Source organism: Paraflavitalea devenefica, assembly GCF_011759375.1.
GTDB classification, from domain to species: Bacteria; Bacteroidota; Bacteroidia; order Chitinophagales; family Chitinophagaceae; genus Paraflavitalea; species Paraflavitalea devenefica.
The window spans coordinates 1,656,400-1,669,623 of sequence record NZ_JAARML010000001.1; the positions used below are offsets into that span (position 1 = coordinate 1,656,400).

General features: G+C 46.6%; 10 protein-coding genes. 3 read left to right on the forward strand and 7 right to left on the reverse strand.

Going from position 1 to position 13,224, the window contains the following annotated elements:
* The first annotated feature begins 43 nt into the window (after window positions 1–43).
* On the forward strand, window positions 44–991 hold the full coding sequence (locus HB364_RS06810; RefSeq protein ID WP_167287114.1) for a UDP-3-O-(3-hydroxymyristoyl)glucosamine N-acyltransferase: 948 nt from the start codon (window positions 44–46) through the stop codon (window positions 989–991).
* Window positions 992–1,007: 16 nt separating this feature from the next.
* Here the strand turns inward: HB364_RS06810 and HB364_RS06815 are convergent, their stop codons facing one another.
* The 6 genes from HB364_RS06815 to pheS all read right to left on the reverse strand — a co-directional run bounded on the left by HB364_RS06815 (window position 1,008) and on the right by pheS (window position 9,062).
* The gene (locus tag HB364_RS06815; RefSeq protein ID WP_167287115.1) at window positions 1,008–1,751 is read right to left on the reverse strand and encodes a LytR/AlgR family response regulator transcription factor; all 744 of its coding nucleotides are present in this window, start codon (window positions 1,749–1,751) and stop codon (window positions 1,008–1,010) included.
* 1 nt (window position 1,752) lies between these two features.
* Window positions 1,753–4,608, reverse strand: a complete 2,856-nt coding sequence (locus HB364_RS06820; protein WP_246228341.1) for a sensor histidine kinase — start codon at window positions 4,606–4,608, stop codon at window positions 1,753–1,755.
* Window positions 4,609–4,843: 235 nt separating this feature from the next.
* Entirely contained in the window at window positions 4,844–5,926 is a 1,083-nt protein-coding gene (locus tag HB364_RS06825) for a carboxypeptidase-like regulatory domain-containing protein (protein WP_167287117.1), read from the reverse strand.
* A gap of 72 nt (window positions 5,927–5,998) precedes the next feature.
* Window positions 5,999–6,997 (reverse strand): SDR family NAD(P)-dependent oxidoreductase, encoded by a 999-nt coding sequence (locus HB364_RS06830; protein WP_167287118.1) that lies wholly within the window; start codon window positions 6,995–6,997, stop codon window positions 5,999–6,001.
* A gap of 45 nt (window positions 6,998–7,042) precedes the next feature.
* On the reverse strand, window positions 7,043–7,900 hold the full coding sequence (locus HB364_RS06835) for a 3-hydroxyacyl-CoA dehydrogenase NAD-binding domain-containing protein (RefSeq protein WP_246228342.1): 858 nt from the start codon (window positions 7,898–7,900) through the stop codon (window positions 7,043–7,045).
* 130 nt (window positions 7,901–8,030) lie between these two features.
* On the reverse strand, window positions 8,031–9,062 hold the full coding sequence (pheS, locus tag HB364_RS06840; protein ID WP_167287119.1) for a phenylalanine--tRNA ligase subunit alpha: 1,032 nt from the start codon (window positions 9,060–9,062) through the stop codon (window positions 8,031–8,033).
* A gap of 152 nt (window positions 9,063–9,214) precedes the next feature.
* On the opposite strand from pheS, the gene HB364_RS06845 reads away from it, so the two are divergent.
* Both HB364_RS06845 and dacB read left to right on the forward strand, forming a co-directional pair.
* On the forward strand, window positions 9,215–10,351 hold the full coding sequence (locus HB364_RS06845) for an arginase family protein (protein WP_167287120.1): 1,137 nt from the start codon (window positions 9,215–9,217) through the stop codon (window positions 10,349–10,351).
* Window positions 10,352–10,364: 13 nt separating this feature from the next.
* The gene (dacB, locus tag HB364_RS06850) at window positions 10,365–11,729 is read left to right on the forward strand and encodes a D-alanyl-D-alanine carboxypeptidase/D-alanyl-D-alanine endopeptidase (protein ID WP_167287121.1); all 1,365 of its coding nucleotides are present in this window, start codon (window positions 10,365–10,367) and stop codon (window positions 11,727–11,729) included.
* Window positions 11,730–11,740: 11 nt separating this feature from the next.
* On the opposite strand, the gene HB364_RS06855 is transcribed toward dacB, so the two are convergent.
* On the reverse strand, window positions 11,741–13,222 hold the full coding sequence (locus HB364_RS06855) for an FHIPEP family type III secretion protein (RefSeq protein ID WP_167287122.1): 1,482 nt from the start codon (window positions 13,220–13,222) through the stop codon (window positions 11,741–11,743).
* Window positions 13,223–13,224 lie beyond the last annotated feature (2 nt).

The window sequence follows — 13,224 nt, forward strand, 5'->3', positions numbered from 1 at the left end:
AATACTGTGTTTGAACAATAGTACCTTTGCGCAAATTACAACTATGAAATTTCCCGCTCCGATAGCAGTACAGGAAATAGCGCGCCTGATAGGTGCAAAACTGGTAGGCAATGTAAATAGTCCCGTAACAGGTATCAATGAAATACATAAAGTAGAACCGGGCGACCTGGTATTTGTTGATCATCCCAAATACTACGACAAGTGCATCCATTCTGCCGCCACCTTTATCATCATCAATAAGGAAACAAACTTCCCCGAAGGGAAAGCCCTGCTCATAGTAGAGCAACCCTTCGAAGCTTATCAAACCGTCATCCGCCACTTCCGCCCTTTTGAACCGGCCAATAAAATGATCAGTGATTCTGCCGTTATTGGGGAAGGCTGCTACATAGGCCCTAATGTATTCATAGGCCATCATGTAACCATAGGCAGGAATTGCCGGATATTCCCCAATGTTACCATACTGGACCATTGTATAATAGGAGATAACGTAATCATACAGGCTGGTACCGTTATTGGCTCCGACGCCTTCTATTACAATACCAAAAAAGACCGTGAAGTATGGTACAAGCGTATGGAAAGCGGTGGCCGGGTTGTGATTGAGGATGATGTGGAAATTGGAGCCAACTGTACCATTGACCGCGGCGTAAGTCACGATACCTTAATTGGCAGGGGCACCAAAATGGACAACCTCATCCAGATCGGTCATGATACAGTGGTAGGTAAAAATTGCCTGTTTGCTTCACAGGTAGGTATTGCCGGAGCTTCAACTATTGAAGACGGTGTAATACTTTGGGGCCAGGTAGGCGTTTCCAAAACCCTTACCATCGGCGCCAATGCTGTGGTATTGGCGCAGAGCGGTGTGCCGGCTTCCCTGGAAGGAGGGAAAACATACTTTGGTTACCCGGCAGAAGATGCGTCCGTCAAAAAACGCGAGATCGTCTGGATCAAACGCATTCCGGAGATATGGGAAAAAATTAAGGGCCTGAAATAAGGCCCTTTATCTTTTGTTAGCTGAACTTGGCAAGGAATTCATCTCTTTTACGGATCGAAACCTCAATCGTAGTACCATCTTCCATTTCAATATAGCCGCCCCTTCCCCGGTGGTACTTCTTTACATAATAATGGTTAATCATATGCGAATGATGGATGCGGGAAAACTGGTCCTTGCTAAGTATATCTTCAAACTCCTTGAGTGTCTTGGAAACAATAACACTGGGGGCATTCTTTAAATAAATAATAGTATAATTATTCTTAGCCTCCATCCGTATACAATCCTCCGTATTTACAAACACCAACCCATCCAGGGTAGGTAAGGCCATTCGCTGGAAAGCGTTTTTAGGGGTATAAAGGTTGTAAAACAGGGTGTCAATACGCTTATGGATATTTTTAGTATCCAGCTTATTGGCTGCCTTTTGAACAGCCGCCTGCAATTCCTTGATATTAACAGGCTTCAGCAAATAATCCAGGGCCGAATATTTAATAGCGTTAATCGCATAATTGTCAAACGCCGTAACAAAAACAATCTCAAAATCAATAGTGGGTATCCCGTTCAGCAGGTCAAAAGCATTGCCATAAGGCATCTCAATATCCAGGAATACCAGGTCTGGCGCTGTTTCAGTAATCACCTCCGTACCCGTTTGGGCGTTGTCGGCCGTACCCGCTATCTCAATAAGTGGACAATACCTTAACAGCAATTCCTGTAACGTAGTAATATTATTGGGTTCATCGTCAATAAGAACAGTTCTGATCATATTAACTGAGTTTTGTAAGCAATTTGTTAGGAAAATAGATCTTGATCCGGGTACCGGCCGGATTATTCAGGGAATCAGTTTTATCAACTATTTCAATGGTAACAGATTCCGCGTACTGGCGGTTTAAAGCGTTGATCCTTTCGGCTGCTAGGGACATGCCCTTCGATTGATATTCCACATGCATCCGGGACCTGAACCTGCGGGCATTCTCCCTTCCGATGCCATTGTCATCCACAATACATAAAAGCTGGTCTCCGGGCTGCTCGAATTTTATCTCGATCAGGCCCTTCCCATCCTTTTTATGCCGGATACCGTGCCGGATACTGTTTTCTACGTAAGGCTGAAGGATCATGCTGGGTATGTGGATAAACTCCTTATCAATCCGTTCATCTGTTACGATGGAATAATCAAATGAATGCCCAAACCGCATCTTCTCCAGTTCAATATAGCGCGTCAGGTACTTTACTTCATGATCAATGGAAATAGTGCCTTTTTCGGCGCTGTCCATCGTCTGACGTATAAGGTGAGCAAACTCGGTCAGGTACTGATTGGTAGTTTCCAGGTCATTTTTAATAATAAAATGCTGGATCGAGTTCAGGCAGTTGAAAATAAAATGAGGGTTCATCTGGCTGCGCAGAGCCAGTTGCTCCAGGCTATTGATCTGTTGCCGCAGGGTTGCCCGTTCCTGCTCCCGTTGCTGAACGGTCCTGAACCGCCAGGTCAGTATCATCACGGTCATCCCAATGGCAAGCCCTACGATCAATACCTTAAACCACCAGGTTTGCCAGAAGGGTGTTTCTATTAAAAAAGGAATAACAACAGTATTACTGATCACCCCAAACTTATTAACGGCCAGCAATTCCAGTTGATAACTACCCGAGGGTAGTGAGGGATATTCCAGCAGGTTCTGCCGGGTTGAATCCCAGGTATCCTTCAATCCCTTTAAACGGTAATGGTACAATATATCCCCGCCCGACTTAAAAGAGATGCCGGCAAATTCGATCTTGAGGTTATTGTCATAATAATCCAATGTATAGGCTTTTTGCAGGGGCTGCGATTTACCTGATACAGATACGTCCAGTATCCGCAGGTCACACCGGGAGTAGTCCGACACCTTATTTTCATCAAAATAGGTCAGCCCCGCCGGCGATCCCACATACACCGTACTGCTGTCAACATAAATGGCATTAATAATATTGGAAGGGAGGCCGTCGGCGATCGAATAATGATGAATGGGATAGGATGGTTTGCTGAGATCAATCTTATTAATCCCTTTATCAGTACCCACCCAAAGGAAGTGCTTATCGGCAAACAGGCTGCGGCATATATTGCTGGAAAGACCCTGTTCTGTAGTTAAATGGCCGATGATCTGGTTACCCTTCATGCCAATAATGCCACCTCCATAAGTGGCTATCCATAAACTTCCATCGGCAGGGGTGGCAAAACAGGCAGTACGGTAGCGCAGGGCAGGGATACTATCGCCCAGGTAACGGGAAGTTTTATCTTTCGATACGATATATAATCCGCCCACGGAACCCACATAAAATTTACCATCATAATAACTGACAGCCGTAGAGCGGTGAGGCCAAATAGTATCTAAAATGCTCAGGTCTTTCTCCCGTACCCTGATCGTATTCCTGCCGGTACCTACCAGTAATGTTTCCGGGTCTATTTCGTCAATGGATTTGATGGGGTAGACATAATTAACAATACTTCTTCCTGGGGAACTACGTTTAAAAAGGAAAAGGTCAAAGCCTAAGATCAGGTCGCCATTGCTTACTTTTTTAATGCTCATCAGCCTGTTGCCGGTGAATTTCTTTAAAACACGGGAAAATGACTGACTGAAGCTGACCGAATCAACCCTGGCGCCTGTTATGGAATACATCTTGTTATAACCCGCGCCCACTAAAATCCTGTTATCATCTTTTGCCAGGGAAAATACCTCAGCATTTTTGCTGCCTGTAAAATATGTTTTAAAATTACGGGACACCAGTTTATAAACTCCTTCCCCCGCTGTGCCAAACCATATATTCTTCTCATAGTCAATCAACACGCTGTTAATCGGCTTCTCTTTCAGGAAAACTTCTTCAAAGCGGTCAAAGTGAAGGGTGTCTACCATCCAAACGCCCTCGTTGGAAGGTATAAAAAGCGTCTGTACCTGTTTTTGAATTGTATCATATTGCACGTATATATTGTTAGGTTCCATGGGGTGGTCTATATACTTTACAACGCTATCACGACGCACTAACGTTATAAGTACCTGAGGAGGTGGAGGGCGAGACCATAAAGGTTGCAGGTGGCCATCAACCAGCAAAAAAGACGAGTCGCCCATACCAAGAATAAGTCCTTCACGACCTATGAAATTAGGGTGCCCATGCAAAAATGTCCTGCCATATAAAACAGTCAGGTCCATGAATTTTTCCTGTCCCTTGCGGGTTTGCAGAAGGTAGGCTCCGGCATCGAACCTGCATAAGAGTATATTGTCATCTCTATCTCCAACAATACCTGTTATAGCTGTGTTCAGCTTTATTTTCTTAAGCAGGCTATCATTAGCGGCCGTATAGATCTTTCCCTGGTAATAATAACAAACAGTGTTTTTAAAGGGCGCTATCCATACTCTTCCGGCATGGTCAGCATAAAGCTTTATTACTTCCGCGTCTGGCAGCCCATCCGCTGTAGTAAAATTCTTAAAACGGGTGCCATCAAACCGGCTCAGGCCGGCTTCGGTAGCAAACCAGATAAATCCGTCTCTGTCCTGGCAAATATCATATACGGTAGAACCGGCCAGGCCATCTTTCGTATCATAACGCACGTAATTATATTCCTGCGCTGAGGTAGACAGTGGCAGAACACCCAAAAAAATAAAATAAAGGAACCTGTACCAGGTGGGAAATCGCTTACTGCCTGTAAAGAGCTGAATCAATACAGGCAAAAAAGTCAGACAAGGTGAGCAACATGTAATACCAGCAGCCGGCATTGGGTAAGGTTGGGATATTATTTCTGTCAGATAAGGCCAGCTGAAGATATGTAAAAAAAATCTTCTGTCAGATCAAAGAGTCTTAAGATTTTACTAATGTAGGAGTATTTACTTACTACTCGTATTCATAATTGTAAGGAAGTAATTCGGCCAGCTTTTTCCAGGCCCAGTACCCCGTATTAATAACATCATATTGCTCGTAGAAATAACCATTCTCCTCAATAACAAAGCCATCGGCAATATCCAGCAGCGTTACCTGCATACGGGTGTTGGCAGGTAGTTTAAACTCCTGCAGGAACCGCTTTTCCGGGAATACCGTCTTGTAGCTCACGCGATAGCGCCCCTGCCAGTTAATCGTTACATCATTACTGTCGGCCACATATTGTTCCCCGTCATACAGGTTATTAATAATCGTTCCTTTCACACTCTTGGGATCATTATCCATTTTTTCCACAATAAAACCCTCCTCAATAGCCACACTATCATACAAGGACCGCATAAAATGCAGCCGGGAGCCCAGGTAAGTTTTGGCGCGGTTCTTCTTCCAGGCCGCCTGGGCTTCCGTCGTACTGTCTATTTCCTGGAAAAAGGGATACCCGGTATACTGACTGATATTCGTATTATAATCATAGCTGAAAGAGTCCAGTTGATAACGGATCGTATACCCCAGGGCATAATTGGTAATAATAAGATCTTCCCTGGCGGTTACCTTTAACCGGTTACGTTTTTTGGTGTAGAAAAAACGCAATGCTTCCGGGTTACGGAGCACACATTGGGAAGCATTGGGGGTAGTACCGATAAAATGATCTGTAAAAAACGAACCATACTTTGCCAGGCCGTCCTGTACCTCATTACTGGCCACCACCGCTACCTCCGTCATCGTTTTTTCTTCCTTCACCAGCTCAATAACTACTGTATCCGCCATCGCCTGGTTACTGCTGATGCGTAAAACACTTTTATTATAACCAGTATAAGATACAATAAGATCGTACCCGCCGTTGGGTAAGCGCATAAAAAATAATCCTTCATTATTCGTAATCGTTCCGTGGGTAGTATTCTGGCAATAGGCAGAAGCGCCGTTCAGGGGCTGCCGGGAAGCAGAGTCGACCACCTTTCCAAGGATCGTGAAATCCTTTTGCTGTGAAAAGGCAGTTGTATAAAGAATTGTTAATAAAAGAGCTGCAATAATATTTTTCATCTGAGCGGATTGAGGCTGTTTTATGAACGTTTTTAGCGCCTTGAAAGTATACTGTTGCAACTACTTTGCCAGTTATAATGGCTGTGGGTGGAGCAGATAGCTTTCACATGCTTTTTCAATGCTTTGCGCTAATGGAGTAAAGGAAAAACCGGGCAATGCCTGCAGCAACTTGCCATGCTCAAAATAAGTTTTACTTTGGGCTATACGGGCACTCTGCTGGGTCAGTAACGGCTTCTTGCCGGAAAACACCGACTTCAGCTTTTCCAGCCGCCAGGCCATCTCTCCCAGGAAAGGGGTAGCCTCCCGGAAAGGCGGTTTCTTATTAAAACCCGCTGCTATCGTATTGAACAGTTGCCTGAACGACCAGTTATCACCACTTACAATAAAGCGTTCAGCGCTTATGGCCCCCTGCATCAGCAGTACCGCTGCCCGGGCCACATCCTGCACATCCACAAAACCATTCATGCCGTTCGTATACCAGGGAAACTCTTTAAAAGCATTCTTAAAAATGGCGCAACTGGAAGTATTCCAGTCCCCATAACCCAAAATAGTACTGGGGTTAAGTATTACCACGTCCAGGCCTTCACCCATACCCCGCCATACTTCCCGTTCTGCATGGTATTTACTGATGGCATACTGCGTATTCAATTTACTGTGCTGCCATTTTTTACTTTCAGTCACTGTATCTCCGTTGGCCGTTCTGCCCAGGGCGGCCACAGAACTGATATGCACAAAACGCCGTACATGCTTCTCCAGCGCCATATTCACCATATTGGCGGTGCCGTCAACATTCACATTAAACAGCTCCCGCTTCTCTTTGGGATCAAAAGAGACCCGCGCGGCTGAATGGACAACCGTATCAACCCCTTCCATCGCTTCATCCAGCGATACAACATCCAGGATATCACCATCCACCCATTCCACCGACTGCATAATAGCGGCAGGAATAAAAAAGGGAACTTTGCCGCTACGGCGTATAGCCCGTACTGCAAACCCCTGCTTGATCAGCTCCTGGATAATATAAGCGCCCAGGAAACCTGTACCACCTGTTATAAATACCTTCTTTGACAAATCAGATAATTAGATTCAAAAACGCCTGTATTCTTTTTTAACGGATCAGCTATTATAATTATAATACCCTTTCTTCGTTTTCCTGCCCAGTTCCTGCTTATCTACGCGCTCCTTTTGTAAGGGGGAAGGCCGCAAACGTTCCGGACTCCCCAGTTGTTCATATACCGAACAGCTAACCGCATAATTCACATCATTGCCAATAAGATCCATCAACCGGAAAGGCCCCATCTTAAAACCTGTCGCTTCCAGCAAAAGGTCAATCGTCTCAAAATCACCAATCCCTTGCTCTGCCAGCTTCAGTGCTTCCAGGTAATAAGGCCGGGCTACATGGTTCACAATAAATCCCGGCGCATCCTTGCACAGTACTGGTGTCTTGCCCAGTTGCCTGGCCAGTTCAACAATCGTGGCTATCGTATGGTTATTGCTATAGGGAGTAGTGACCACCTCTACCAGCTTCATCACCGGGGCGGGATTAAAAAAGTGCATGCCGGCCACACGCTCAGGACGCATTACCTGCCGGGCAATATCAGTAACAGAAAGGGAAGAAGTATTCGTGGCAAAAATCACTTCGCTGTGGTTCACTTCAGCAAGCTGGTTAAAGAGCGCTGTCTTAATGCCAGGCTTTTCAACGATCGCTTCAATAACAACATCTGCCAGGCAATCATTCATATCGTGTGTAAAACGCAGGCGGCTCAGGGTATCAGCCTTATCCTGGGTAGTTATCTTATGCTTCTCTGTCAGTTGTTGGAGGGTTGCCTGCATACCTTGCTCCGCTTTGCCGACCATCTCATCGTTCACATCATACAGGATCGTATAAAAACCACTTTGCGCCGCTATCTGTGCAATACCACTGCCCATAGTACCTGCACCGCAAACGCAAACTGTCTGTATTATCTGGTCCAAAATTGTTACGATTTATATTGGATTGGAAGTATACGCTGCGACTCTTTTTCAAATGTTGTTACCAACAAACCAGTCACTCCAAAACGCGGCAGCAATTCTGAATGCTGGATGTTGAATTCTAGATGCTGTTCTATATCGCACTCGTGAACTGTCGCAAAAACCGCACATCATTTTCACTGAAAAGACGGATATCATTAATGCCATACTTCAGCAGGGCCGGGCGTTCAATGCCCATGCCGAAAGCAAATCCTGTATACTTATTGGAGTCAATCTTGCAATTCTCCAGCACCTTGGGATGTACCATGCCGCAACCCAGGATCTCCAGCCAGCCGGTACGTTTACATACGGCACAACCTTCACCTCCGCAGATCTGGCATTGTATATCCATTTCAGCGCTGGGCTCAGTGAACGGGAAATAGCTGGGGCGGAAACGCACCTTAATATCCTTGCCATACATCTCCTGTACAAAGAAATACAAGGTCTGTTTCAGGTCGGCAAAAGATACATTCTCGTCAATATACAATCCCTCGATCTGGTGAAAAAAGCAATGGCTGCGGGCGCTTACCGTTTCATTCCGGTATACACGTCCGGGACAGATAATCCGGATGGGCAGGGGATTCTGCTCCATCGCCCGTATCTGTGTATTGCTCGTATGCGTACGTAAAAGCCAGTCGGGCTTTTGCTGAATATAAAAAGTATCCTGCATATCCCGCGCGGGGTGGTGCTCCGGCAGGTTCAGGGCAGTGAAATTATGCCAGTCATCTTCAATTTCAGGCCCCTCGGCTACAGAAAATCCAAGGCGTTGGAAAATGCTGATCACCTGGTTCAGGAACAGGTTAATGGGGTGGCGGGTACCCAAGGGCAGGGGATCGCCGGGAAGGGTTACATCAATAGAAGAAGCAGTAGCGGAAGAGCTGCTCTCCAATTGCTGTTTCCAGGTTTCATACTTACTTTCTGCCAATTGCTTAAACTCATTCAATACCTGGCCGAACTCTTTCTTCTTATCGGTAGCCACATTTTTCATCTCTGTAAAAAGGTTCTTTACAATCCCCTTCGTACCGAGAAATTTGATCCGGTAGGCTTCCAATGCTTCGGCCCCGTCATTGGCCAATTGCTCAATTTCCTTCTTATAGGCCGCGATCTGTTCTAACAATTGTTCCATACCGGCAAAGATAATAAAGGAAGTCCGAAAAGCCCCCGAAGTCGGAAAGTCCGCAGGCCAGAAAATCCGGGACTATTGGTCCCTAAATGCTTTTCTTTCCGGCTTCTGACTTCCGGCCTCCGACTTCTGTTTTTTCCAATTATCTTGCGCCCATGTCGGATATTTTTAATATCGCTGATTTCCTGGAGCCCGTCAACCGGGCTGTACTTTCCAGGGATGAGTCCTATAAAGATGGTCAGTTGGGCAAAACCCTCCAGGTGTATGAGGAAGAAATGCCCGATCTGACGGGGGTGGATATCGTATTGGTAGGCTGCGGGGATACCAGGGGGGCGGGCATTCCACCCACCCAGCAACTGGGACCGGATTGGATACGGGCCGAATTTTACCAGCTTTTCTACTGGCACCAGGATATTTCCATAGCCGATATTGGGAACATTAAAAAAGGTGCCTCCCTCAAGGATACCTATGCTGCCTTGAAAACCGTCCTGGCCGAACTTACCGGCGCCGGTAAACTGGTAGTCATACTGGGTGGCTCACATGATCTTACCCTCGCGCAATATGGCATGTATGCCGATCAGAAAAGGATCATAGATGCCGTATGTGTAGATGCCCTGATAGATCTTTCCATGGACTCCCTGCAGCGGGACCAGAACTTCCTCATGGAAATGCTCACCGGCGAGCCCAACTTCATCCGTCATTACAACCACATCGGTTTCCAAAGCTACTATGTACATCCGCACATGCTGGAAACCATGGACAAGCTCCGCTTTGATTGCTTCCGCGTAGGGATGGTCAAAGAACAAATAGAGGAAATGGAGCCGGTTATCCGTAACAGCCAGTTAATCAGTTTTGATATCGCCGCCATCGCCAATGCATTTGCGCCCGCCAATACCGTAACCCCCAACGGGTTCAACGGTGAGGAGGCCTGTATCCTCATGCGGTATGCAGGAATGAGTACCCACGCAAGCACCATCGGCATATATGGGTACATCCCTTCCCGGGACAAAGACATGCTCACGGCTAAGCAGATCAGTCACATGCTGTGGTACCTCATAGATGGCCGTAGCCGGGGTAGGCGGGAAGCGAAAGTGGAAGAAAAAGATTCTTTCAATGAATTCAACATGGCATTTGCGGAAATAGAATCCGTCTTCCTGCAAAGCAAAAAAACGGGCCGCTGGTGGATGCAATTGCCCGATAAAAAATTCATTCCCTGCTCCTATAAAGATTACCTGCTGGCTGGCCGCAATGAAATACCGGAAAGATGGTTGCGCGCACAGGAGAGAGAATAATGTATATTGGACTATGAAAAAAAATACAGGGTATCTACTCTTCACCATGCTGGTTTTTGCGGCCTGCTCTCCGCAAAAACACATCAACAAACAGGCACGCCAGTCCATCCTGCAGGACCCTGCAGTAAGCAAGGCGCATATTGGTGTCAGTATCTTTGATCTTACGGATAATAAGTACCTGTATAACTACCAGGGCGACAAATACTTTGTACCGGCTTCCAATACCAAGATCGTCACCTGCTTTGCCGCCCTCAAATACCTCGGGGATAGCCTTACGGGTGTCCGTTACCTCGAAAACGATACCGCTGTCTTCCTCCTGCCGGCTGCAGATCCTACCTTATTACATCCGGAATTCAAAAAACAACCGGTCATAGACTTCCTGCAAAAGACAACAAAAAACATATACATCACCGATCAGGATTGGAAAGATAAACCACTTGGCTCAGGCTGGGGCTGGAGTGATTACAATGAAGACTACATGCCCGAACGCAGTGCATTGCCCGTCTTTGGCAACATCGTGCGCTGGGTGCAGGAAGCGCCGGAGGGCGTGCAGAACGAAGACCCGCTCTTTGCACCCAGTCCCAACATCTATTCCATGCCGGAAGTAGACTGGAAAGTGCGCTTCAACCTTGATACAACCCGGAAAAGCTTTTATGTGGAACGTGAACTGGGCGAAAACATCTTTCACGTCACACAGGGGCCGGAAAAAAAGAAAGAGCAGGAAGTCCCTTTTGTAACACATGGCATTCAGTCGGCCCTGGAGCTGCTGCCGGATACCGTGCACAGGGAAGTCGTATACAAAACATGGAAATCAACCCGCAACCTGCAACCCATGATCCGCAGTCAGCAACCGGTAACGATACATTCACAGCCTACCGATTCCATGCTGAAGCCCATGATGCACCGGAGCGATAACTTTTATGCAGAGCAGGCACTGCTCATGGTAAGCAATCAAAAGCTGGGCATCATGAGTGACCGCTCTATCATTGATACCCTTTTAAAAAACGATCTGGCCGATCTGCCGCAGGCGCCCCGCTGGGTAGATGGCAGCGGGCTCAGCAGGTACAACCTCTTTTCTCCGCAGGATTTTGTGGCCATACTCAACAAAATGCAGCAACAATTTGGGATGGACCGCCTGAAAAACATCTTCCCTACGGGGGGACGTGGTACATTGGGCAACTTCTATAAAAAAGACAGCGGTTACCTCTATGCAAAAACAGGCACCTTATCGGGTGTGGTAGCATTAAGCGGTTACCTCTATACCCGTAAAAACAAACTGCTCATCTTCTCAGTACTCGTCAACAATCACAATGGCAATGCCGTAGCCGTCAGGCGCAGCGTGGAAGCCTTCCTCACCGGTATCAGGAATAAATATTAATAAATACCAGGTCAGGGCAATGTAATACGTTCCAATGGTTTAATATTCATAGAGGCCGCCAGCTCCTGGTAGGCCAGTACAGGCGTTTTGGGTAAAGTGGAGGCTATCAGTTGGCGTAAACGGGGCCTCACTTCATTCGTGGTTAATATAGCAGCCGAAGCTTGTTCATTCGTCAGGAGCGCTGAAATGGCTTGTTTGATATGGGCTGCATCTGTTGCAGGAAGTATATCGGCCAGCAATTGTCTTTCAATATCGGGATCGAGCAGGTATACAGGAAGAACGCTTTGACCTTGGGTATGCTTGTGGCTGATATAATGCTTCAGGTTTGTTCGCACAAAACTACAGGTATTAACCGGGTCGTTCAGCCAGCTTGCCCCTGGTTCATGCCGGGTGGTCAGGCGCACATCAAAAACAATGTACTCCTGTCCGTCAGCTACCACATAATCAAATTCCAATATAGATTGAAGTATTTGCGGCAGGTGACGGATCGATATCTCTTCTGCTACCAGCAGGCGCAGTACCCGGGTAATAAATACGGCTGATCGCTTTACCCTGGCATCCCGCACCAGGTCGGGAAAAGCAGCCGCCAGTTTATTCAGCCAGGAACCAACAGAGGAGCAGGTAATAAAAAAAGAAGCATGATCACGCAACAACCTGGCCGTAGCCTGCGTAATAAACGTCCAGGGCGACACTGGTTGCAAGCCTTTCACAGGCAGGAACAACACATCATTCAACTGTACCTGGAAATAAGCATCCGGCAAACCATTGTTCATCACGAATCTTATTTCAGGATACAAAATGCCCAGTTCATAGAACAGGTCCTCTCTCATATACTTAAACACATGCTTATCATTGTCCGTCAAATGCTGATTAAGTTTATCGAACCAGTCTTCCGGAAAATGAATAGCAATAGTGCTGGCCGAAAACCGGTTGATCAGGTTTTCAGCCAGTACGTCTGCCGGCCATTCACACCTTAGGCTCTCATTAAATACCTCACAAAGGCGTTGCTGGTCAGTCAGCCCAATCCCTTGTTTAAGTACTGTCTGTAATACGTCTGTAAAATCATCCGGTACTACAGCCGATGGATAAAGGCTTTTCCAGGCAACTGTTGCAGCGTCTTCGTTAATGAGCAAATGCCGGTTATAAATAAGGACCTGTTCTATAAATACAGTAATAAATTGCTGCACTTCCCCTGCGGTACTTTTCATTAACTCGGCTGTCAGGGCAGCCGGGGAAAATACTTGCGCTATAGGGCTTTGCCGGCAATAATAAAACACCTGCGAAGGCAGGTCCGCCGGGTAATCGGCTTCTCTGGAGTGAATAAAGCAGGCAGGTACATCCGGTGATAGTGCTGACTCAATAGTAGCCTGTAGGCGCCAGTCTGGTAACAGAAAATAACCTTGTACCCTGCCCACTGCTTTCAGCACTTCCTGTGTTGTTGCTTCCCGGCCGGCAAGATCAAATAATGCTTTCGATATACGAATCAGGATCATAA